Annotated in this window: 19 protein-coding genes and 1 pseudogene; 9 read left to right on the plus strand and 11 right to left on the minus strand. The window is 72.2% G+C overall.

The window, feature by feature from the left end; translation table 11 throughout:
* Positions 1 to 103: 103 nt before the first annotated feature.
* The 6 genes and pseudogenes from gyrB to dnaA all read right to left on the minus strand — a co-directional run bounded on the left by gyrB (position 104) and on the right by dnaA (position 9,308).
* Positions 104 to 2,125, minus strand: a complete 2,022-nt coding sequence (gene gyrB, locus OG715_RS22240) for a DNA topoisomerase (ATP-hydrolyzing) subunit B (RefSeq protein ID WP_266270614.1) — start codon at positions 2,123 to 2,125, stop codon at positions 104 to 106.
* A 259-nt stretch (positions 2,126 to 2,384) separates the two neighbouring features.
* Positions 2,385 to 2,903, minus strand: a complete 519-nt coding sequence (locus OG715_RS22245; protein WP_266270616.1) for a DUF721 domain-containing protein — start codon at positions 2,901 to 2,903, stop codon at positions 2,385 to 2,387.
* A 183-nt stretch (positions 2,904 to 3,086) separates the two neighbouring features.
* The gene (gene recF, locus OG715_RS22250) at positions 3,087 to 4,220 is read right to left on the minus strand and encodes a DNA replication/repair protein RecF (protein ID WP_266270617.1); all 1,134 of its coding nucleotides are present in this window, start codon (positions 4,218 to 4,220) and stop codon (positions 3,087 to 3,089) included.
* Positions 4,221 to 4,281: 61 nt separating this feature from the next.
* Positions 4,282 to 5,178: pseudogene (gene gnd, locus OG715_RS22255) on the minus strand (phosphogluconate dehydrogenase (NAD(+)-dependent, decarboxylating)); the annotation flags it as partial.
* Positions 5,179 to 5,373: 195 nt separating this feature from the next.
* Positions 5,374 to 6,504 (minus strand): DNA polymerase III subunit beta, encoded by a 1,131-nt coding sequence (dnaN, locus tag OG715_RS22260; RefSeq protein WP_093861215.1) that lies wholly within the window; start codon positions 6,502 to 6,504, stop codon positions 5,374 to 5,376.
* 953 nt (positions 6,505 to 7,457) lie between these two features.
* Complete coding sequence (dnaA, locus tag OG715_RS22265; protein WP_266270618.1) at positions 7,458 to 9,308, minus strand: chromosomal replication initiator protein DnaA; 1,851 nt, start codon at positions 9,306 to 9,308, stop codon at positions 7,458 to 7,460.
* Positions 9,309 to 9,661: 353 nt separating this feature from the next.
* Between dnaA and rpmH the strand changes: the two genes are divergently transcribed.
* The 9 genes from rpmH to OG715_RS22310 all read left to right on the plus strand — a co-directional run bounded on the left by rpmH (position 9,662) and on the right by OG715_RS22310 (position 16,500).
* The gene (gene rpmH / locus OG715_RS22270; RefSeq protein WP_030392420.1) at positions 9,662 to 9,799 is read left to right on the plus strand and encodes a 50S ribosomal protein L34; all 138 of its coding nucleotides are present in this window, start codon (positions 9,662 to 9,664) and stop codon (positions 9,797 to 9,799) included.
* 18 nt (positions 9,800 to 9,817) lie between these two features.
* Positions 9,818 to 10,246: a ribonuclease P protein component gene (gene rnpA / locus OG715_RS22275; protein WP_078896308.1), complete on the plus strand. Its 429-nt coding sequence runs from the start codon at positions 9,818 to 9,820 to the stop codon at positions 10,244 to 10,246.
* Positions 10,243 to 10,614 (plus strand): membrane protein insertion efficiency factor YidD, encoded by a 372-nt coding sequence (yidD, locus tag OG715_RS22280; RefSeq protein ID WP_045938903.1) that lies wholly within the window; start codon positions 10,243 to 10,245, stop codon positions 10,612 to 10,614. Before rnpA ends, yidD begins: the two co-directional genes overlap by 4 nt.
* The gene (gene yidC / locus OG715_RS22285) at positions 10,611 to 11,801 is read left to right on the plus strand and encodes a membrane protein insertase YidC (protein WP_266270619.1); all 1,191 of its coding nucleotides are present in this window, start codon (positions 10,611 to 10,613) and stop codon (positions 11,799 to 11,801) included. The genes yidD and yidC overlap by 4 nt, the downstream gene beginning before the upstream one ends.
* A gap of 84 nt (positions 11,802 to 11,885) precedes the next feature.
* On the plus strand, positions 11,886 to 12,422 hold the full coding sequence (locus OG715_RS22290) for a Jag family protein (RefSeq protein WP_266270620.1): 537 nt from the start codon (positions 11,886 to 11,888) through the stop codon (positions 12,420 to 12,422).
* A gap of 175 nt (positions 12,423 to 12,597) precedes the next feature.
* The gene (rsmG, locus tag OG715_RS22295; protein ID WP_266270621.1) at positions 12,598 to 13,443 is read left to right on the plus strand and encodes a 16S rRNA (guanine(527)-N(7))-methyltransferase RsmG; all 846 of its coding nucleotides are present in this window, start codon (positions 12,598 to 12,600) and stop codon (positions 13,441 to 13,443) included.
* A 268-nt stretch (positions 13,444 to 13,711) separates the two neighbouring features.
* A complete protein-coding gene (locus OG715_RS22300; RefSeq protein ID WP_323182148.1) occupies positions 13,712 to 14,689 on the plus strand; it encodes a ParA family protein in 978 nt (325 codons plus the stop codon).
* On the plus strand, positions 14,686 to 15,759 hold the full coding sequence (locus OG715_RS22305) for a ParB/RepB/Spo0J family partition protein (protein WP_266270622.1): 1,074 nt from the start codon (positions 14,686 to 14,688) through the stop codon (positions 15,757 to 15,759). Before OG715_RS22300 ends, OG715_RS22305 begins: the two co-directional genes overlap by 4 nt.
* A 123-nt stretch (positions 15,760 to 15,882) precedes the next feature.
* Complete coding sequence (locus OG715_RS22310; protein ID WP_266270623.1) at positions 15,883 to 16,500, plus strand: GNAT family N-acetyltransferase; 618 nt, start codon at positions 15,883 to 15,885, stop codon at positions 16,498 to 16,500.
* A 126-nt stretch (positions 16,501 to 16,626) separates the two neighbouring features.
* On the opposite strand, the gene trxA is transcribed toward OG715_RS22310, so the two are convergent.
* From trxA to OG715_RS22335, 5 genes are all read right to left on the minus strand, one after another.
* Positions 16,627 to 16,953, minus strand: a complete 327-nt coding sequence (gene trxA, locus OG715_RS22315) for a thioredoxin (protein WP_045938899.1) — start codon at positions 16,951 to 16,953, stop codon at positions 16,627 to 16,629.
* A gap of 134 nt (positions 16,954 to 17,087) precedes the next feature.
* A complete protein-coding gene (trxB, locus tag OG715_RS22320; protein WP_266270624.1) occupies positions 17,088 to 18,053 on the minus strand; it encodes a thioredoxin-disulfide reductase in 966 nt (321 codons plus the stop codon).
* A 173-nt stretch (positions 18,054 to 18,226) separates the two neighbouring features.
* A complete protein-coding gene (locus OG715_RS22325; protein WP_266270625.1) occupies positions 18,227 to 19,207 on the minus strand; it encodes an anti-sigma factor family protein in 981 nt (326 codons plus the stop codon).
* Positions 19,204 to 19,941: an RNA polymerase sigma factor SigM gene (gene sigM / locus OG715_RS22330; protein WP_266270626.1), complete on the minus strand. Its 738-nt coding sequence runs from the start codon at positions 19,939 to 19,941 to the stop codon at positions 19,204 to 19,206. The genes OG715_RS22325 and sigM overlap by 4 nt, the downstream gene beginning before the upstream one ends.
* A gap of 43 nt (positions 19,942 to 19,984) precedes the next feature.
* Positions 19,985 to 22,027 carry a protein kinase family protein gene (locus OG715_RS22335; RefSeq protein WP_266270627.1) on the minus strand — a complete coding sequence of 681 codons (2,043 nt, stop codon included), beginning with the start codon at positions 22,025 to 22,027 and terminating at the stop codon, positions 19,985 to 19,987.
* Positions 22,028 to 22,079: the final 52 nt, after the last annotated feature.

A 22,079-nucleotide genomic window follows, 5' to 3' on the forward strand; every position in this document is an offset into this window, starting at 1 on the left:
TCGGGGGTCTCGGGCTGCTCGCCGTCGGGACGGTTGTCGTCGACCACTGGTGGTCAGTTTCCTTTCACGCGGACTGGTACGTGCGGGGCGCCTGCGGCAGGCGTCACACGTCCAGGAAGCGGACGTCCTTGGCGTTGCGCTGGATGAAGGAGCGGCGGGCCTCGACGTCCTCGCCCATCAGGACCGAGAACAGTTCGTCGGCGCGGGCGGCGTCCTCCAGGGTGACCTGGAGGAGCAGGCGGTGCTCGGCGTCCATGGTGGTGACGCGGAGCTCCTCGGCGTTCATCTCGCCGAGACCCTTGAACCGCTGGATCGCGTCGTCCTTGGGCAGCCGGCGCCCGGCCTCGACGCCCGCCGCGATCACGGCGTCGCGCTCGCGGTCGGAGTAGGCGTACTCGAAGTCGTCCTTGCCCCACTTGATCTTGTACAGCGGCGGCATCGCGAGGTACACGTAGCCCGACTCGACCAGCGGCCGCATGAAGCGGAACAGCAGGGTCAGCAGCAGGGTGCGGATGTGCTGCCCGTCGACGTCGGCGTCGGCCATCAGCACGATCTTGTGGTACCGCAGCTTGGACTCGTCGTAGTCCTCCTGGATGCCGCAGCCGAAGGCCGAGATCAGCGCCTGGACCTCGGTGTTCTGCAGCACCTTGTCGATCCGGGCCTTCTCGACGTTCAGGATCTTGCCGCGGATCGGCAGGATGGCCTGGGTGCGCGGGTCGCGGCCCTGCTTGGCCGAGCCGCCGGCGGAGTCACCCTCGACGATGAAGATCTCGCACTCGGCCGGGTCCTTGGACTGGCAGTCGCTCAGCTTGCCCGGCAGCGAGGCGGACTCCAGCAGGCCCTTGCGGCGGGTGAGGTCGCGGGCCTTGCGGGCGGCGACGCGCGCGGTGGCGGCCTGGATGGACTTGCGGATGATGTCCGCGGCCTCGTTGGGGTTGCGGTCCAGCCAGTCGTTCAGCTGCTCGTGCACGACCCGCTGGACGAAGGTCTTCGCCTCGGTGTTGCCGAGCTTGTCCTTGGTCTGGCCCTCGAACTGCGGCTCGCCGAGCTTGACCGAGATGATCGCGGTCAGGCCCTCGCGGATGTCCTCGCCGGAGAGGTTGTCGTCCTTCTCGCGGAGCAGCTTCTTGTCCCGCGCGTAGCGGTTGACCAGGCCGGTCAGCGCGGCGCGGAAGCCCTCCTCGTGGGTGCCGCCGCCGTGGGTGTGGATCGTGTTGGCGAAGGAGTAGACCCCCTCGGTGTACGAGGAGTTCCACTGCATGGCGACCTCGACCGAGATCGCCTTGTCCTTGTCCTCCGCCTCGAAGTCGATCACCGAGGGGTGCACGACGTCGCCCTTGCGGGAGTTGAGGTGGGCGACGAAGTCGGCGATGCCGCCGTCGTACTTGTAGGTGACGGAGAGCGGCTTGCCCTCCTCGTCGACGTGCTCGGGGCGCTCGTCGGTCAGGGCGATGGTCAGGCCCTTGTTGAGGAACGCCATCTCCTGGAAGCGCCGGGAGAGCGTCTCGAAGGAGTAGACCGTGGTCTCGAAGATGTCCGGGTCGGCCCAGAAGGTGACGGTGGTGCCGGTGAGCTCGGTGGCCTCGTGCTGCGACAGCGGGGCGGTCGGCGCGCCGACCTTGTACTCCTGGGTCCAGCGGTGGCCGTCGGTGAGGATCTCCACGGCGAGGCGGGTGGACAGCGCGTTCACCACCGAGACGCCGACGCCGTGCAGACCGCCGGAGACCGCGTAGCCGCCGTTGCCGAACTTGCCGCCCGCGTGCAGGACCGTCAGCACGACCTCGACGGCGGGCTTGCCCTGGCCCGGCATGATGCCGACCGGGATGCCTCGGCCGTTGTCGACCACACGGACGCCGCCGTCGGCCAGGAGCGACACGGTGATGGTGTCCGCGTGCCCGGCCATCGCCTCGTCGACGGAGTTGTCCACGATCTCCTGCACCAGGTGGTGCAGGCCGCGCTCGCCGGTGGAGCCGATGTACATGCCGGGGCGCTTGCGGACGGCGTCGAGGCCCTCCAGCACCTGGATGGCGCTGGCGTCGTACGACCTCTCGGCCTGGTCGGTCTGGTCTGGGATCTGGCTGGGGTTGCCGGAATCGGCCACGAAGCGCCCTCTCTGGCACAGCACGGGCCGCATCCCCGCTCCCCTACGGGCGGGCGTGCGACCACGGCGTTTCGACTCGGTTGCCACTAGCAACAGTGTTTGCCCTTCAGTCTACCGGTACGACTGACATCGCTGGGCGTTTGGCAGCCTCTGAGGGCAGAAATGCCGCCCTGAATCCCCTCGGGACATGTCCCGATACTCGACCGGGGGGCTCAGAGCGCCTGGAAGGGCCGTCAGGGGTTCCGGAGGATTACGGTCCGCTCCCTCCCGGCACCCTCCGGGGTCACCCCCAGGTGTCACCCGGCCCCTTGCTGCCGGGAGCGCGCAGCCGGCCGTAGCCGCGCACCGGGGCGGCCGGGCCGAGCACCTTGATCGTGCGCACCGTGCCGTGGCCCAGCTCGTGGTTCAGGCGTGCCACCAACTGTCTTGCCAGCCAGCGCAGTTGGGTCGCCCAGGCGGTGGAGTCGCACTGCACCGTGAGCACCGCCGCCTCGTCGTCGTAGGAGGTCGGGGTGCAGTGCGCGGCGATGTCGGGCCCGACGATCTGCGGCCACCGGCCCATCACCCCGCCGACCGCCGCCGAGGACTCCCAGCCGCGTTCGGTCAGCAGCCGGTTGAGCGCCGCCCCCAGCGGCACCGGGTCACGGCCGTCCGAGCGGGCTCCGCTGCGCAGGCCGGTGCGCTTCGCCTCGCGCTTCTCGCGCACCTGCTCACCGCGCTGGCGGGCCTGCGCCCGGGCCGCCCGCAGCGCCGAGCGCGCCAGATCGGCACCGGTCGGCCCGGGGTGCTCCGACTCGCTCACGGCGATCTCCTTATCCCCACCCTGTGGACAACGGTGAGCCGTCCAGCGTACGGGAGCCGGACGGGCCCGGGCGGCGCGGGTGGGTGTCGTACGGAGCCGTCCGGAAGCGGCCGGGACCGGCCCGGGCAGCCCCCGGCGGGGCGGGGGAGAGCCGCCGCGGGGCGGGTGCGGCGGACGGCGGGATCAGGCGGTGACGCGCTGGACCGCACCGTCGGCGACCGTGTACCGGGCCCCGGCCAGCGCCTTCGGCACGTCCTCGGCGACCGCCGCGGTGACCAGCACCTGCTCGCCGCCGGCCACCAGCTCGGCCAGCCGGTCGCGGCGGGTGGCGTCCAGCTCGGCGAAGACGTCGTCCAGGATCAGCACCGGCTCTCCCCCGTCCGAGCGCAGCAGCTCGTACGAGGCCAGCCGCAGCGCCAGCGCGAACGACCAGGACTCGCCGTGGCTGGCGTAGCCCTTGGCGGGCAGCGGACCGAGCCTGAGCAGCAGCTCGTCCCGGTGCGGGCCGACCAGGGTGATCCCCCGGTCGACCTCCTGCTTGTGGACCGTCCGCAGCGCCTGGAGCAGCTGCTCCTCGGCCTCCTCGCGGCTGGTCGGCAGCTCGCCCTCGAAGGAGCTGCGGTACTCCAGCGCGGTGTCGCCGCCCCCCGGCGCGAGCTGCCCGTAGGCGGCCCGGACCAGCGGCTGGAGGGAGGCCACCAGCTGCAGCCGGAAGGCCGTGAGCTCGGCGCCGGCCCGGGCCAGATGGCCGTCCCACACCTCCAGGGTGGAGAGGTCGGCGCCCTTGCCGCCACCGGCCCTGCGGGCCATCGCGGCGGTCTTCAGGAGTGCGTTGCGCTGCTTGAGCACCCGCTCGTAGTCCTGCCGGACCCCGGCCAGCCGGGGCGCGCGGGCGGTCAGCAGCTCGTCCAGGAAGCGCCGGCGCTCCCCCGGGTCGCCCTTGACCAGGGCGAGGTCCTCGGGGGCGAACAGCACGGTGCGCAGCAGGCCCAGCACATCGCGCGGGCGGACGTTGTCGGAGCGGTTGATCCGGGCCCGGTTGGCCTTGCCCGGAGTGATCTCCAGCTCGACCAGGGTGGAGCGACCCCGGTCGACCACCGAGGTGCGGACCACGGCGCTCTCGGCACCCAGCCGGATCAGCGGGGCGTCGGTGGCGACCCGGTGGCTGCCCAGGGTGGCGACGTAGCCGACCGCCTCGACCAGATTGGTCTTGCCCTGGCCGTTGGGGCCGACGAACGCCGTCACGCCCGGGTCGAGGGGAACCTCGGCCCGGGCGTAGGAGCGGAAGTCGGCGAGCGACAGGTGCGCGACGTGCATGGCGGTGGACTGCGCTCGCCTTCTGTGGAGGAGCCTCGGATCCTGTGGAGGAGCCTCGGGACTACTTCGACTCGACCGCGTGGCCGCCGAACTGGTTGCGCAGCGCGGCGATCATCTTCATCTGCGGCGAGTCGTCCTGGCGGGAGGCGAAGCGCGCGAACAGCGAGGCGGTGATCGCCGGCAGCGGGACGGCGTGGTCGATGGCGGCCTCGACGGTCCAGCGGCCCTCGCCGGAGTCGGCGGCCCAGCCCTTGAGCTTGGCCAGGTGCTCGTCGTCGTCCAGGGCGCGGACGGCCAGGTCGAGCAGCCAGGAGCGGATCACGGTGCCCTCCTGCCAGCTGCGGAAGACCTCGCGGACGTCGGTGACCTCGGGGGCGGCCTCCAGCAGCTCCCAGCCCTCGGCGAAGGCCTGCATCATCGCGTACTCGATGCCGTTGTGGACCATCTTGGCGAAGTGGCCGGCGCCGACCGCGCCCGCGTGCACCGAGCCGAAGTCGCCCTCGGGCTTGAGCGCGTCGAAGACCGGCTTGACCAGGGCGACGTGCTCGGCGTCGCCGCCGTACATCAGCGCGTAGCCGTTCTCCAGGCCCCAGACGCCGCCGGACACGCCGCAGTCGACGAAGCCGATGCCCTTGGCGGCCAGCGCCTCGGCGTGCTTGATGTCGTCGGTCCAGCGGGAGTTGCCGCCGTCGACGACCACGTCGCCGGGGGACAGGAGCTCGGCCAGCTCGTCCACGGTGGCCTGGGTGGCGGCGCCCGCCGGGACCATGACCCAGACGACGCGCGGGCCCTTCAGCTCGGAGACCAGCGCCTGGAGGCTCTCGACGTCGGAGACGTCCGGGTTGCGGTCGTAGCCGATGACGGTGTGGCCGGCGCGGCGGATCCGCTCGCGCATGTTGCCGCCCATCTTGCCGAGACCGATGAGGCCGAGCTCCATAGCCAAATCCTTACCTGTGGTGACGTCTCTGCGGGCGGCGCCGTTGCCGCGCTTCCTTGAGCCTACGTGCTGGAGCGCGAGCGCCTCCCCGCGATCGGGGCCGACCGGGGGAGGCTTCCACAGGTTTGTTCACAGGGCTGTGGGCGAACGGCCCGGCGGACCGGGATCCGGCCGGTGCGCGGACCCGGCCGGAGTGCCCGGCCGGGTGTCCCGGGCTCAGCCGGAGAGGCGGACCGGCATGATCAGGTACTGGTACGCCTCGTCGGCCTCGGCGTCCACCGCGGCCTTGCCGCTGAGCAGCGCGGGCTTGGTCGGGGTGGTGAAGCTCAGCTGGGCGAAGGGGGAGTCGATGGCCTTGAGGCCCTCCTCCAGGTAGCCCGGGTTGAAGGCGATCGAGATGGCGTCGCCCTCCAGGGAGGCGTCGATCCGCTCGGTGGCCTGGGCGTCGTCGCCGGAGCCGGCCTCCAGGGTGAGCACGCCCTCCTCGAAGTTCAGCCGGACCGGGGTGTTGCGCTCGGCCACCAGGGAGACGCGCTTGAGCGCCTCAAGGAAGGGCTGGGTCTGGATCGCCGCGATCGCGTTGAACTCGGTCGGGAAGAGGCTGCGGTACTTGGGGAACTCGCCCTCCAGCAGCCGGGTGGTCGTCCGCCGGCCGGCTCCCTCGAAGCCGATCAGGCCCTCGCCCGCGCCGCCCGAGGAGAGCGCGATGGAGACGCTGTCGCCGCTGCCCAGGGACTTGGCGATGTCCTGCAGGGTCTTGGCGGGGACCAGCGCGACCGCCGAGATGTCGGACTGCTCGGGCTTCCACATCAGCTCGCGGACCGCGAAGCGGTAGCGGTCGGTGGCGGCCAGGGTGATCCGGTCGCCCTCGATCTCGACCCGGACGCCGGTGAGCACCGGCAGGGTGTCGTCGCGGCCGGCGGCCACGGCGGCCTGGCTGACCGCGGAGGCGAAGACGTCGCCCGGAACGGTGCCGGTCGCGGTCGGCATCGCCGGCAGGGCCGGGTACTCGTCCACCGGGAGGGTCGGCAGGGTGAACCGGGAGCTGCCGCAGACCACGCTGACCCGCTGGCCGTCGGTGGAGATCTCCACCGGCCGGTTGGGCAGGTTGCGCGAGATGTCGTTGAGCAGCCGGCCGGACACCAGCACGGTGCCCGCCTCCTCGATGTCGGCCTCCAGCCCGACCCGGGCCGAGACCTCGTAGTCGAAGCCGGACAGGGCCAGGCTGCCGTCCTGCGCCGTCAGCAGCAGGCCGGCCAGCACCGGCACCGGCGGCCGTGCCGGGAGGCTGCGAGCAGCCCAGGCCACCGCCTCCGCGAGGACGTCACGCTCCACCCGGAACTTCACCGGTAACCGCCTCCTGGATCGAGCGCTCCCGCTCGCACGTCTGGTTCTTCTGATCTTGGTCTTCGCCGCGGCTGTCCGCCGAGCTCGGCCGCTCCGCTTCCAGTCGCCGAGGACAGTCTGACGTACTCCACCGACAGACGGGGCAGACGGGCGGAAGCAACTCGAACGGATGTCGGGGCCCGGTTGTCCACAGATTTCGGGCCCACCTGCTTTTGAGCAAGTCCATGGGTCTATAGGTGTAGTGGTAGTAGTAGGGCCTGTGGAAACCGTGGATAACCCTGTTTTAGCAGGTCAGGCCCGGTTTTTTGTCCACAGGACATGTGGACGGCGGCTGTGGACGAACACGGCCCGCTGTGGACGGCGGAGCGTTACCCACAGGGCACGCTGGGTATCCACAGGTTATCCCCAGCTCCGTCCCCAGATCCGGACCCGGTTATCCACGGGCCCCGGTCAACTTTTCGTGACGCCTTTCACACCTGGGGGTGAACGCCCACAGAAGGTTGTCGAACTGTGGACAAAGCTGTGGACAACCTGGGGACAACCGCCCTCTTCCTGGGGACAACCGGTGGACAACCCGGACGGCCCAATGACGGGCCGCCCGTTGTCCACAGCCTGTGGACAACGGTTGTGCACAAGTCCACAGGCACCTGACCTGCGCGGAAGAGCGTAGCGGCGGCGGCCCTGTGGAGGAATTCTGGATAACTTCCGGCCGACGGCCCTGTGGACAGTGGAGAACCCGTCCTGCCTGTGGATTTCGGCCTCGCGCACCCCGGGCGTTCGAATCCCTGGTCAGATGTTCGGTGCGGGCCTCGGACTGGCGGAGCGTCCGTCACCGGCATCCCTGCCCCGCCGGCCGGCGGGGCACACCTGTGGATATGCCGAAAGGGCGTCAGGATCGCTCCTGGCGCCCTTTTCCGGCCACCCGCCGCCCGACCCCGCGGCGGGCCGGGAAGTCAGCTCTTGATGCGGTTGGTGAGCTCGGTGACCTGGTTGTAGATCGAGCGCCGCTCCGCCATCAGTGAGCGGATCTTGCGGTCGGCGTGCATCACCGTGGTGTGGTCGCGGCCGCCGAACTGCGCGCCGATCTTCGGCAGCGAGAGGTCGGTCAGCTCGCGGCAGAGGTACATAGCGATCTGACGGGCCGTCACCAGCACCCGGCTGCGCGAGGATCCGCAGAGGTCGTCCACGCCGAGGCCGAAGTAGGCCGCGGTCTGCTGCATGATCACCTGGGCGGTGATCTCCGGCCCGGCGTCCTCGTCGCCGCCCGGGATGAGGTCCTTGAGGACGATCCCGGCCAGCTCCAGGTCGACCGGCGCCCGGTTGAGGTTGGCGAAGGCGGTGACCCGGATCAGGGCCCCCTCCAGCTCCCGGATGTTCCGGGTGATCCGGGACGCGATGAACTCCAGCACATCGGCCGGGGCGTTGAGTTGCTCCTGAATCGCCTTCTTGCGCAGGATCGCGATCCGGGTCTCCAGCTCCGGCGGGGTGACGTCGGTGATCAGTCCCCACTCGAAGCGGTTGCGCAGCCGGTCCTCCAGCGTGGTCAGCAGCTTCGGCGGCCGGTCGGAGGAGAGCACGATCTGCTTGTTGGCGTTGTGCAGGGTGTTGAAGGTGTGGAAGAACTCCTCCTGCGTGGACTCCTTGCTCGCCAGGAACTGCACGTCGTCCACGAGCAGGATGTCCATGTCCCGGTAGCGCCTGCGGAAGGTGTCCGCCTTGCCGTCGCGGATCGAGTTGATGAACTCGTTGGTGAACTCCTCCGAGGACACGTACCGCACCCGGGTGCCCGGGAACAGGCTGCGCGAGTAGTGCCCGATGGCGTGCAGCAGGTGGGTCTTGCCCAGCCCGGACTCGCCGTAGATGAAGAGCGGGTTGTACGCCTTGGCCGGGGCCTCGGCGACCGCCACCGCCGCCGCGTGCGCGAAGCGGTTGCTGGCGCCGATGACGAAGGTGTCGAAGAGGTACTTGGGGTTCAGCCGCGCGGCCGGCTCGTCCTTGCGGGACCCGCCGGCGGGCGGTGCGCCGGGCGGCGGGGGGACCCCCGGTACCGCGGGCCGGTCGGTGGCGCGCTCGGCCGGAGCCTTGTCCGGGCGCGCGGCGGGACGGCCGCCCGGGCCGCGGCGGCCGGCGGCGGTCCGCGGGTGCTCGCCGGGGCCGGGGCCGTAGGCACCGCCGAAGAGGTCGCCCTGGGTGGTCGAGGACGGGGGCAGGGCCCTCGGCGCGGGCCGGTCCATCGGCTCGTCGGGCTCGCGGTAGCCGGACTGCTGCTCCTGGTAGCCGGGCCAGACCGGGCCGGCCGCCGGGCCGCCGTAGGGCGCGGGGCGCTGCTCGTAGCCGCCGGTGTCGTAGCGGGGCCGGTCGTAGTCGGACTCGTAGGGGCGCGGGTAGCCCGGGCCGCCGTAGTGGCCCTCGTCCTGCCCGTGGCGCTCGTCCTGCCGCGGCCGCTCGTCCTGCCGGTGCCGGTCGTCGGGGTCGTCGTGACCCGAGGGGCTCGGGTACGGCTCCGCGGGCGCCTGGGCGGCGGGCGCGGTCGGCATCGCGTTGGCGTCGACCATCACGGCGATCCGCACCGGGCGGCCCAGCTCGCGGGAGAGCGCCTCGGTCAGCTGCGGCAGCAGCCGTCCCTCCAGCACCTGCTTGGCCCGCTCGTTCGGGGCCGCCAGCAGTGCGGTGTCGTGCATCATCCACATCGGCTGGGTGCGTTCCACCCACTGCTTGTCCATCTCCCCGATGTCCGGGTCGCCGACCAGCCGCTCGACGACCCGAGCCCAGACCGGGACTAGGTCGCTGTTGACATCAGCCACTGGTGCACGCTTTCCAATGAACAAACCAGACAAGTCCTGCAACGGTAGTCAGCGAACAGAGCCGGATCAAGTCGTTGTCCACAGGCTGTGGGCAAACCGCCTCCAGGCGGCTGGTTTGACCCTCGTGCCCCGTCCCGCGTACCGTAACCAGGTCGAGTTGTCGATGGCCGCTGCCGCATGTCCGCGGGTCCACCCGCTCCATAAGGCGCGCAGCACGGGCGCCGTGGATTGCCTCAAACCCCAGCCGAACTGGGGTGATGGGCCGGATTTCCGTAATCGGGGAGATCACGCGGACGCACGGTGACGGCCAAGCGATCACCCGTCATCCTACGATTCACCTCAGGAGCCCCCGAGTGAGCAAGCGCACCTTCCAGCCGAACAACCGTCGTCGCGCGAAGACCCACGGCTTCCGTCTGCGCATGCGCACCCGCGCCGGCCGCGCCATCCTGGCTGCCCGCCGTGGCAAGGGCCGCACCAGCCTGTCCGCCTGATCCGCACCAGAGTCTGCTGTGCTGCCCTCCGAGAATCGGCTGCGGCGGCGCCAGGACTTCGCGACCGCGGTCAAACGCGGTCGTCGGGCCGGTAAGCCCCTGCTGGTCGTCCATCTCGCCAGAGAGGACGGCTCCGGGGACCATACCGACCGGGCCAGCGACATCCGCCCGCACGTCGCCGAGGGGACTCCTTCGGCGCGTGCGGGTTTCGTCGTGAGCAAGGCCGTCGGCCCGGCGGTCACTCGCAACCTGGTCAAGCGCCGGTTGCGGCACCTCGTGCGTGATCGTCTGTCCCGGCTGCCCGCCGGTAGCCTGATAGTGGTGCGTGCGCTGCCTCCGGCCGCGTCCGCCTCGTACCAGGAACTCGAACGTGACCTGGACGCGGCGCTCAAACGGCTGCTCAAGGCCGAGCATGCTGTTTCGGCGCCGACGGGAGCAGGTCGATGAAGTACCTGCTGATGGGTCTGATCAGGGTCTACCAGTGGACCATCAGCCCACTGCTCGGTCCGGTGTGCCGCTACTACCCCTCCTGCTCGCACTACGGCTTCGAGGCCGTGCGGACGCACGGAGCGGTGAAGGGCGGCGCACTGACCGTGTGGCGCATCCTGCGCTGCAATCCATGGACGCCCGGTGGGGTCGACCATGTCCCGCCGCGCAAGCATCCGGTGTGGCACCGCCGGCTGCGGGACCGGCTGAAGGGCCGGTCCGCCGCCGACCAGCCGGTGATCATGCCCCCCGCCGGTCCGGACCCAGAGGGCCCGGCGACCATTGGCCCTGTGGGGCCGATTCCAATGTCCAAGGAGCCTGACCGGTGACCTTCTCCTTCCTCAACCCCTTGTACACAGCGGTGTCCTGGATCATCGTCCAGTTCCACTCGCTGTACAGCCACGTCTTCGATCCGAACGGTGGCTGGGCCTGGGGTCTGGCCATCGCCTCGATGGTGGTCGTCATCCGGATCTGCCTGATCCCGCTCTTCGTGAAGCAGATCAAGGCGACCCGGGCCATGCAGGCGATCCAGCCGAAGATGAAGGCCATCCAGGAGCGGTACAAGAACGACCGCCAGCGCCAGTCCGAAGAGATGATGAAGCTGTACAAGGAGGCGGGTACCAACCCGTTCTCCAGCTGCCTTCCCATCATCGTGCAGGCGCCGTTCTTCACCGCGCTCTACGGCGTGCTCGCCAAGGTCGCCGACGGCAAGCCGATCGGCGTGATCGACGGCACCCTGCTGGACAGTGCCCAGCAGGCCCACATCTTCGGTGCCCCGCTCTCGGCGACCTTCGTCGGCAGCAGCGAGGTCAGCGTCAAGATCGTCGTCGCCGTGATGATCGTCCTGATGTCGCTCTCGCAGTTCATCACCCAGCGCCAGCTGATGACGAAGAACATCGACCTCACGGTGAAGACGCCGTTCATGCAGCAGCAGAAGATGCTGATGTACGTCTTCCCGATCATGTTCGCCGTGATGGGCATCAACTTCCCCGTCGGCGTCCTGGTCTACTGGCTGACCACCAACATCTGGTCGATGGGCCAGCAGCTGATCGTCATCCGCAACAACCCGACGCCGGGCAGCAAGGCCTGGGACGAGCGTCAGGACCGGCTGAAGAAGCAGGGCCGGCTGAACCCGGACGGCTCGGTGATCCAGGGCCCGCTGTGGGGCCTGCTGCCGGCGAAGAAGTCGGCCGCCACCGCCGAGGCCGTGGTGGAGGAGTCGGTGCAGGTGCGCCGCCAGCAGCCGCGGAAGCAGACCAAGTCGCAGCGCCAGCACGGTGCCGGCCAGCCGGCGAGCCTGACCAAGGACGCCCCGGCCGAGCAGCCCGCGGACTCGGCGCCGACGGACTCGGTGTCCGCGGACCCGACCGACAGCGCGAGCACCGGTGCGGCCGGTGCGGCCGGTACCGCCAAGCAGACCGCGGCCCGTCCGGCGGGCGCCAAGCCGGCCGGGACCCGTCAGCAGGGCGGCCGACAGCAGCCCAAGCGCGGCGGGCAGCGGCCGAAGAAGAAGTGACCGGCCCGGTCCGAACCACCTCCGCGGCCCCCTGAACCTCGTTACCGGCCCACCAAGCGGGCCCATCCCCGAAGGAGTCCATCAGTGACGGAAGGCACCACCTCCGCCGTCGAGGCCGAGGCCGAGGCCGCCCCCGGCGCCGACGAGAACATCGTCGTCCGCCTGGAGCAGGAGGGCGACATCGCGGCGGACTACCTGGAGGGTCTGCTCGACATCGCGGACCTCGACGGTGACATCGACATGGACGTCGAGGGCGACCGCGCCCTGGTCTCCATCGTCAGCGACGGCAACGACCGGGCCCTGCATCGGCTGGTCGGCCAGGACGGCGAGGTGCTGGAGGCGCTGCAGGAGCTGACCCGGTTGGCGGTCCACCGGGAGACCGGCGAGCGCAGCCGCCTCATGCTGGACATCGCCGGCTTCCGGGCCCGCAAGCGCACGGAGCTGGCGACCCTCGGGTCCCAGGCCGCGGAGCAGGTGAAGAGCTCCGGGGAGCAGGTCAAGCTGCGTCCGATGACCCCGTTCGAGCGCAAGGTCGTCCACGACGCGGTGGCCGCGGCCGGTCTGCGCAGTGAGTCGGAGGGCGAGGAGCCCCAGCGTTGCGTGGTCGTGCTGCCGGCCTGACGGCCGGGCGACCGCCGGCCGCCAGGGCGGCCGGCATGCGACACGAGGACCCGACCCCGTCCGCCACGCGCGGGCGGGGTCGTCGTCCCTTCGCGGGGCGCTGGCCCGGCGAGAGATGTTTCACGTGAAACGGTGCAGGAGCGGGTCGGTGGATCCGGGGAGCGGAGAGGTCGAGATGGACACGGAGAGCGTGCCTGCCGGAGAGCCGGAGTCGGGGGCCGGTGGTCCGGACGCCGGGAGCGCGTCCGCGGGCGGGCGACCGGCGGTCGAGCCGCCGCCGGCCCCGCCGGCCGTCGCCCGGGAGGTCTTCGGCGAGCGGTTCGACGCCGCCGTCCGCTACACCGAGCTGCTGGCGACCGAAGGCGTGACCCGGGGGCTGATCGGCCCGCGCGAGGTGCCCAGGCTCTGGGACCGCCATGTGCTGAACTGCGCCGTGCTCGCCGAGCTGCTGCCGGCCGGGACGACGCTGTGCGACGTCGGCTCCGGCGCCGGGCTGCCCGGCATCCCGGTGGCACTGGCCCGCCCGGACGTCTCGGTCACCCTGCTGGAGCCGCTGCTGCGCCGGACCACCTTCCTGGAGGAGGTGGTCCGCGAGCTCGGTCTGGAGAACGTCACGGTGCTCCGCGGCCGGGCCGAGGAGATGGTCGGCAAGGTCGCGGTGGAGGTGGTGACCGCGCGTGCGGTGGCGCCGCTGGAGCGGCTGGCCGGCTGGGGCCTCCCGCTGCTGAAGCCGTACGGCCAGATGCTGGCGCTCAAGGGTGACAGTGCGGAGCAGGAGCTCGCCGACTCGCGGGCCGGGCTGTCGAAGCTCGGCGGGGTGGAGTGGTCGGTGATCTCGGTCGGCGACGGCACCCTGGAGACCTCGACCCGGGTGATCCAGGTCAAGGTGGGCGAGAGCCCGGGCGGTGTGCGGGCGGCGACCCGTCGGGCCAGGGCCGCCGCCAGGGCCGGCCGGGCCGGTGCCGGTGGCGCGACCCGCGGCGGCGACCGCACCCGCAACCCCCGGCGGCGTCCCCGCTGACACCCGGGTGGGACATGACACGGGCGGGTGGTCCTCGGACCACCCGCCCGTGGTCGTCCCCGGCCCTCGCGGAGCCCGTCCGACGTTCTGGTGACGGGAGGGCGGCCGACAGGACGACTCGGGGTTCCCCGGAGTGTCGCATCGTCAGAATTCCGACATTGCGGGCATGGTGTTTCACGTGAAACGTCGCTCTCTGCTCTCGGGAATCCTCGCCCGCAGCCGGGCGGTGACTGTTGCCGCTCCGGTTTCACGTGAAACACTGAGCCCCATGCAGGACTCGGAGACCATCGACCAGATCGATGACACGCCCATCGCGCGTGCCGCCCAGGCTGCGGTCCAGGCCATCGGCCGAGCGGGCGAAGGACTGCCCCGGCCGGCCGCCACCCGGGTGATGGTGGTGGCCAACCAGAAGGGCGGGGTGGGCAAGACCACCACCACCGTCAACCTCGCCGCCTCGCTGGCCATGCACGGGCTGCGGGTCCTGGTGGTCGACCTCGACCCGCAGGGCAACGCCTCGACCGCACTCGGCATCGACCACCACGCCGAGGTGCCCTCGATCTACGACGTCCTGGTGGAGGGCAAGCCGCTGGCCGACGTGGTCCAGCCGGTGGTCGAGGTCGAGGGGCTGTTCTGCGTCCCCGCCACGATCGACCTGGCCGGCGCGGAGATCGAGCTGGTGTCGCTGGTGGCCCGGGAGAGCCGGTTGCAGCGCGCCATCGCCGCGTACGAGCAGCCGCTGGACTACATCCTGATCGACTGCCCGCCCTCGCTGGGCCTGCTGACGGTCAACGCCCTGGTCGCCGGCCAGGAGGTGCTGATCCCGATCCAGTGCGAGTACTACGCGCTGGAGGGCCTCGGCCAGCTGCTGCGCAACGTCGAGCTGGTCCGGGCGCACCTCAACCCGGCGCTGCACGTCTCCACGATCCTGCTCACCATGTACGACGCCCGGACCAGACTGGCCGCCCAGGTGGCGGAGGAGGTCCGGACGCACTTCCCGCAGGAAGTCCTGCACACCGCGATCCCGCGCTCGGTGCGGATCTCGGAGGCGCCCAGCTACGGTCAGACGGTGCTCACCTACGACCCCGGCTCCACCGGTGCGCTCTCCTACCTGGAGGCCGCCCGGGAGCTGGCGCTGCGGGCGGTGTCCGTCGCGGGCGGCGGCTCGTTGGTGGGGCAGCAGCGGGACGGTTCGGGGCAGCAGGGCGCCCCGGTGGCACAGCACGGTACGACGGAGGGCAATCGGTGAGTGGTCGCAGGGGTCTGGGACGAGGACTCGGGGCGCTGATCTCCCCGGTGGCCCCGGCAGCCGGAGGAGCCGGGGGCGCGGCGCAGCCCGCGGTCCCGGTGGGCCCGTCCGGCGCGGTGTCGCCCACGGCGGTGCCGACGCTGCCCTCGGGCCGGGGCACGCTGGCGGCGAAGGCCGCTGCGGAGAGCCTGCGGGAGCAGGCCGCCGCCGAGGCGGAGCTGGCCCGGGTGGAGGGTGCCTACTTCGCCGAACTCCCGCTGGACGCGATCACCCCCAACCCGCGTCAGCCGCGCGAGGTGTTCGACGAGGACAAGCTGGCCCAGCTGGTCGCCTCGATCAAGGAGGTGGGCCTGCTCCAGCCGGTGGTGGTGCGCCAGTCCGCCCCGGGGCGCTTCGAGCTCATCATGGGCGAGCGGCGCTGGCGGGCCTCCCGGGAGGCCGGGCTGGAGCAGATCCCGGCGATCGTCCGGGCCACCGAGGACGACAAGCTGCTGCTGGACGCCCTGCTGGAGAACCTGCACCGGGCGGAGCTCAACCCGCTGGAGGAGGCGGCCGCCTACGACCAGCTGCTGCGGGACTTCTCCTGCACCCATGACGAGCTCGCGGACCGGATCGGGCGCTCGCGTTCGCACGTGTCCAACACCCTGCGGCTGCTGAAGCTGCCGCCGGCGGTCCAGCGGCGGGTGGCCTCGGGGGTGCTCTCCGCGGGCCACGCCCGGGCGCTGCTCGGGGCGCCGGACCCGGAGCGGCAGGAGGAGCTGGCCAAGCGGATCGTCGCGGAGGGGCTCTCGGTGCGGACCACCGAGGAGATCGTCGCGCTGATGGACCGGGAGGAGCGGCCCAAGCGCCAGGCGCCCAAGGCCGGGAAGATCCTCTCGCCGGCCTTCAACGATCTGGCGAGCCGGCTCTCCGACCGCTTCGAGACCCGGGTGAAGGTCGAGGTCTCGCAGCGCGCCGGCAAGCTCGGCAAGGGCAAGGTGGTGTTGGAGTTCGGCTCCGTGGAGGACCTCAACCGGATCCTGGACAGCCTCGCGCCCGGTGAGGACGGACTGCGGCTGTCGCAGGGCTGAGCCGGGCCGATCGCGGCACGCGATGGGTGCATGTTCCACGTGGGCGCTGTTTCACGTGAAACATGCACCCATCGGCATTCGGGGGGAACGCTCGACTGTGGAGTGGACGAGGAGGTGCGGGGCATGGGACGCCGGATCGTTCCGTTGACGCTGGACAACCTCGCGGACCTGCCGTCGACCTGCCGCTCCTGTGTGTTCTGGGAGCTGGACCCGGTCAGCGGCCGGGCGGCGGTGGAGTCCGGCAAGCCCGAGCTGGAGAAGGAGGGGTGGATCTCCGCGGTGCTGCTGGAGTGGGGGTCCTGCGGCCGGGTCGTCTACGTGGACGAGCAGCCGGCCGGGTTCGTGCTCTACGCCCCGCCCGCGTACGTGCCGCGTTCGCAGTCCTTCCCGACCAGCCCGGTCGCCTCGGACGCCGTTCAGCTGATGGTCAGCCGGGTGCTGCCGGGCTTCCAGCGGCAGGGGATCGGCCGGGTGCTGGTGCAGACGGTGGCCAAGGACCTGCTGGGCCGGGGGTTCCGGGCGATCGAGGCCTTCGGGGCGGTGGGGCGCCAGCCGGTCAGCTGTGTGCTGCCGGCCGAGCACCTGCTGGCGGTGGGCTTCAAGACGGTCCGCCCGCACCACCGCTACCCGCGGCTGCGGCTGGAGGCGCGGACCGCGCTCTCCTGGCGGGGGGACGTCGAGGGGGCGCTGGAGCGGCTGCTGGGCGGCGGCCGGAAGGAACCGGCGCTGCGGCCGTTCTGAGCGGGCCGCGGGGGCCCGGAGCCGGAGGCACCGGAGGGCGGGGCCAACGGACAAGGACGGGGACGACGGACGAGGGCGGGACTCCCGGTGGGGAGTCCCGCCCTCGTGGCGTTCCGGGGGACGGACCTAGATCAGGCCGTCCAGCTCGCGCAGCAGCGCGGCCTTCGGACGGGCACCGGTGATCTGCTTCACCGGCTCGCCGTTCTTGTAGAGGATCAGGGTCGGGATGGAAATCACGTTGTACGTCGCGGCGGTCTGCTGGTTCGCGTCGACGTCGAGCTTGGCGATGGTGAGCTTGTCGCCGTGCTCGGCCGCGATCTCCTCCAGGACCGGGGCGACCTGACGGCACGGGCCGCACCATTCGGCCCAGAAGTCGACGAGAACGGGCTTGTCGCTCTTGAGGACGTCCGCATCGAACGTCGCGTCGGTCACGGTGGTGGTGGCGCCGGCCACGGTCACTCCTAGGGGTCAAGCGGGCGAGGGGCTGCCAGGTCTACAACACCGCACGGGGCGGATCTGTTTCGGCCCGGCGGGGACGGGTGTGTTTCACGTGGAACACACCCGTCCGGACGGTGGATCGCTTCGGGTCAGACCGCGACGGTGGCGGCCTGGGCCTCCAGGTCGGCCAGCGAGGCCAGGTAGCGCTCGGCGTCCAGGGCGGCGGAGCAGCCGGTGCCGGAGGCGGTGATGGCCTGGCGGTAGGTGTGGTCGACGACGTCGCCGGCGGCGAAGACACCCGGGATGTTGGTGCGGGTGGAGGGGGCCTCGACCTTGAGGTAGCCCTCGGCGTCGAGCTCCAGCTGGCCCTTGAAGAGCTCGGTGCGCGGGTCGTGGCCGATCGCGATGAACAGGCCGGTGACGGGGAGCTCGCGCAGCTCGCCGGTGGTGGTGTCGCGCAGGGTGACACCGGTCAGCTTCGGGTCGCCGTGGATGGCCTCGACGGCGCTGTCCCACTCGAAGCTGATCTTCTCGTCGGCGAAGGCGCGCTCCTGCATCGCCTTGGAGGCGCGCAGGGTGTCCCGGCGGTGGATCACCTTGACGCTGCGGGCGAAGCGGGAGAGGAAAGTCGCCTCCTCCAGGGCGGTGTCACCGCCGCCGACCACCGCGATGTCCTGGTCGCGGAAGAAGAAGCCGTCGCAGGTCGCGCACCAGGAGACGCCCCGGCCGGACAGCTTGTCCTCGTTGGGCAGGTCGAGCTTGCGGTGCTGGGAGCCGGTGGTGACGATCACCGCGCGGGCCCTGTGGACGTTGCCCTCGGAGTCGGTGACGGTCTTGATGTCGCCGGTGAGGTCGACCGACACGATGTCGTCCGGGATCAGCTCGGCGCCGAAGCGCTCGGCCTGGGCCCGCATGTTGTCCATCAGCTCGGGACCCATGATGCCGTCCCGGAAGCCCGGGAAGTTCTCGACCTCGGTGGTGTTCATCAGCGCGCCACCGGCGGTGACGGCACCCTCGAAGACCAGGGGCTTGAGGGAGGCGCGGGCCGTGTAGAGGGCGGCGGTGTAACCGGCGGGGCCGGAACCGATGATGATCACGTTACGGACGTCGCTCACTGCATCTCCTGGTTCGCATCGCGACCCGCGTTTGCTGCGGGGAGGGCGGTCCTGCTCCGCCGCCCGGGACAACGACTGACCAGTGTCTCGCATTCCCAGGGGGATCAGTACCAGGCGACCGCACTGTGGGAGTGTCGCGCGGCCGGGGGCATGGATCGCACGGGAACCACAGGTCAGGGCTTGGGGACGGTCAGATGCCGCAGGACGGGCCCGCAGTCGGGGGCGCGGAGGTAGACGTCGAGCAGCTCGGGGCGGCCCGGCAGGGCGTACACCAGGAGGTCCGCGGCCGTGCCGGCGTAGCTGCCCCGGTCGGTGGCCAGCAGGGCGGCGGTGCTGGGGGGCGGGCAGGCCGGGGTGGAGCGGTTGCCGCCGACGAGGCCCTGGTCGCTCCCCGCAGGCGGTACGGCGGACGCTCCGGGGGCCTTCGAGGACTCGGTGGCGGGGCCCGGATCGGCACCCGAACCGGGGACCGAACCGGGGCCCGCGGAGGGCTTGACCGGGCGGGCGGTGCCCGAGGCGGCGAGCAGCTGCCCGACCTGGGCGGCGAGCAGGTCGTCCCGGTAGACCGTGCCGTCGGGGGAACGGTCGGTCCTGGCCCCGGCGGCGGAGCTCTCCGGGGCGGCCGTGCCGGCGGCGGGGCGGGCGGCCGCGTCGGCGGTGGCGCTGAGGTCCTGCCGCCCGGAGGAGGACAGGGACAGGAAGGCGCCCCCGAGGCCGAGGGCGAGCAGCGCGGCGGCCGAGCCGAGCAGCAGGGCCCTCCGGCGCCCGCGCCGGGCCCGTCCCGGGCCGGTGCCGGCGGCGGAGCGGGCCGGGGGGGCCTTCGGCGGCGTGCCGGACGCGGGCCGGGCGGCCGGTACAACCGGCGCCGCGGTGGGCGCTGTGGCCGGTGTGGGCGCTCCGGCGGCGGCCGCCAGGGCGGCGTCGATCCGGGCGGCGACATCGAAGGGCACGGCCGGGGCCTCGGCCGCGCCGAGCAGGTCCCGCACCTCGCCGAGCGCGTCGACGGTCTCCCGGCAGTCGGCGCAGCCGGACAGGTGATCCCGGAGCGCCCCGGCCTCGGCGGGGGCGAGCAGGTCCTCGGAGAGGTCGGCCAGTTCGCCGACCGAGGGGTGCGGTCCGGCGGTGGGGTCGGGGGAGGAGGGCGGTGCCGTCATCGCGTGCTCGCATCTCCTTCCAGAATCGGCCGGGCTGGATCCGGGGCTGTCCCTGTGACGGTGCGGCGGCCGGGTGGGTTCCCCGGCGGTCGGGAGGTGTCGCCCGAGGGCGGTGTTTCACGTGAAACACCGCTCCCCCGCGACCCCGGGTCCGGCTCCTCGCGCAGATGCCGGACCAGCGGCAGCAGCCGGGCCCGTCCCCGGGCGCAGCGGCTCTTCACCGTGCCCACCGGCACCCCCAGCAGCTCGGCCGCCTCGGCGACCGGATAGCCCTGCATGTCGACCAGGACCAGCGCGGCCCGCTGCTCGACCGGAAGCTCGGCGAGCGCGGCGGACAGCTCGCGGTGCACCTCGGCGCGCACCACCGGGGAGTCGGCCGGCTCGGCCGAGCCGACCAGGGCGTCCAGCCGCTGCGGGTCGTCGTCCAGCGGCTTGGTCCGACGGGTGGCCGCCCGGCGGGCGCGGTCCAGGCAGGCGTTGACCACGATCCGGTGCAGCCAGGTCGTGACGGCCGAACGGCCCTGGAAGGTGTGGGCGGAGCGGAAGGCGGAGACCAGGGCGTCCTGGAGGGCGTCGGCGGCCTCCTCGCGGTCCCCGAGGGTGCGCAGGGCGACGGCCCAGAGCCGGTCCCGGTGGCGGTTCACCAGCAGGCCGAAGGCCTCCCGGTCGCCGCCGACGTGCCGGGCGAGGAGCGCCGCGTCGTCGTCGGCCCGCTCCGGTCCGTCCTGCGCCACGTCCACCCCTCGTCGTTCGTGCCCCGCCACCGCGGTCGGCGGGTTAGCCGAAGACCTTCACGTCGCCGAGGAAAGCCTGGTACTTGCCCGGGTTCGGACCGCTGTCCGGATTCTTGGACAGGTTGGTCAGCCAGATCAAGAGATAGCGGGTGGTGACCGGGCTGTCCAGGTTGTACTCGACCGCGGTGCCGGCCTTCTTCCCCAGGACGGTGAAATCACCCGGCTTGGCGGTCTGCGCGTTGCCGACGCTCTTGCCGGGCATCCGGAGCTCGGCCGTGGTGGCGGTGCTCCACTTGAGGGTCACCTTGGAGACCGTCTGCGCCGAGCCGAGGTCGAGCAGCAGCCCGGTGCCCTCCTTGGTGCCGGGCTTGGAGCCGAACGCGTCGCTGTACCAGTTGGTCTGCCACTCGCTGGCCGGGTCCTCGTCGATGGCCTTGGGCAGGCTGGCCGCGCCGTCCGCCTTCTCACCCAGCGGGTTGTAGGACAGCGCGTCCTTGACCGGGATCGGAGCCGGGTCGTGGGTGGCCGTGTGGGCGGTGGGGGTGGCGGAGGTGGAGCTGGCCTGGGGGGAGGCGACGGCCGTGCTCCCCGTGCGCAGGTTGTCCACCAGCTGCCAGGAGGCGACGCCGATGGCGCCGAGGGCGACCGCCGACGCGGTCACCTTGACCACCGTGCGCAGCCGTCGTCCGCTGCGCCGCACCGGGGCGACCACCGGGGCCGGCGCGGTGCCGGGGGCGGCGACCACCCGGGTCGGGTTGGGCGCGGTCGGCAGCGCGTGGGTGTTGTGGCGCGGCGGGCTGGTGAAGGCCGGCAGCTCGGGCTGGGGCTGGCGGATGCGCGGCATCAGGGCGATCGCGCGGGCCAGGCCGTCGGGGGTGGTGATCGGCTCGGCGTGGTGCGGCGGGTGGTCGAGCAGGGCTCTGGCGGCCAGCTCGGACAGGCCCTTGTGGACGCCAGCGCGGACCTGCTCCGGTGCCACCTCGCGGAGGTTCCTGGGCAGGCCCTTGAGGTCGTAGCGGTCCTCGGGGTAGGGCCAGCGGTGGGTGAGGGCCGCGAACAGCAGGGCGCCGATGGCCCGGGTGTCGACGCGCTCGGCGTCCTCCCCGCCGACCTCGCCGCCCTCGCCGCCGAGGCCGCGCAGCGCGGCGTCCACCGCGATGCCGTTGATCCGGTACTGGCCGCTGTCGGTGCGCAGCACGCAGCGCGGGGTGAGCCGCAGATGGGCCTGGCCGCGCCGGTGGGCGGCGGCCACCGCGTCGGTGACCTGGCGGACCATCTGGTAGGCCTCGTGCGGCTCCAGCGGCCCGTCGGAGAGCAGCTTGGCGAGGTCGGAGGCGTGCGGCAGCCACTCCCGCACCACGTAGACCAGCTCGCCCTCCTGGACGGCGTCCAGGACCTGCACGAAGCGCGGGTCGCCGAGCAGGGCGGCGGACTTGGCGGCGGCCAGCACCTTGCGGGCGCGCTGGTGGCCGGAGGCCATCAGGTGGACGCCGACCGCCCGGCGGAGCTTCTCGTCGACCGCGCGCCAGCTGCTGAAGGTCTCGGTGGAGGAGATGCACTCCTCCAGCCGGTAGCGGTGGCCGATCATGTCGCCGCTGCGCCGCTGCGGGGCGGGCAGGGTCTGCGGCAGGGTGGCGGTGTCCCGGGGGTCGTGGGTCGGCTGCGGGTCCCGCGGGGGGCGCTTGGCGGGTGCCGCGGCGGCCGGGGCGGGGTCGGTCCGGCCGGTGCCGGCGTCGCCCGAGGCCAGTTCGGCGGCGATCTCGGAGACCGACAGCGGGGCGGTCGTCTCCGGGGTCGGCTCGCCCGGGGCCGGAGCGGTCGTGGCGGGCGCGCTCGCGGCCGGAGGGGTCGGGGCCGGGGCGGTCACGGCCGGAGCGGTCGGGCGCGCGGCCCGGGCCTCCCCGTCGGTGGTCCCGGCGGCCGCGCGGCTGTCGGTGCCGCCGCCGTCCTTCTTCGCGGGGGATCCGGCCGAGGTGGCCCGGGCCGTGCCGTCGGCGAGTTCGTCGATCGCCGCCGCGAGCGCGGCCTCGTCCGCCGCCCCGTCAGCTGCCGATGTGTCGACGACCGCCTTGGTGCCATCAGCCACCGTGGTCCTGCCTCCCCTTGTGTCGCCCCGGGCCTGAGAGAGAGTCGTTGGA

This window comes from Kitasatospora purpeofusca (assembly GCF_036010405.1).
Lineage (GTDB): Bacteria > Actinomycetota > Actinomycetes > Streptomycetales > Streptomycetaceae > Kitasatospora > Kitasatospora purpeofusca.

Coding starts and splice junctions, on each gene's coding strand:
- recF (WP_266270617.1), bottom strand. CDS start 4,220: ATGCACGTCGCGCACCTGTCGCTCGCCGACTTCCGCTCCTACGCCCGG.
- rsmG (WP_266270621.1), top strand. CDS start 12,598: ATGGACACGGAGAGCGTGCCTGCCGGAGAGCCGGAGTCGGGGGCCGGT.
- OG715_RS22310 (WP_266270623.1), top strand. CDS start 15,883: ATGGGACGCCGGATCGTTCCGTTGACGCTGGACAACCTCGCGGACCTG.
- yidD (WP_045938903.1), top strand. CDS start 10,243: ATGAAGTACCTGCTGATGGGTCTGATCAGGGTCTACCAGTGGACCATC.
- OG715_RS22325 (WP_266270625.1), bottom strand. CDS start 19,207: ATGACGGCACCGCCCTCCTCCCCCGACCCCACCGCCGGACCGCACCCC.
- OG715_RS22300 (WP_323182148.1), top strand. CDS start 13,712: ATGCAGGACTCGGAGACCATCGACCAGATCGATGACACGCCCATCGCG.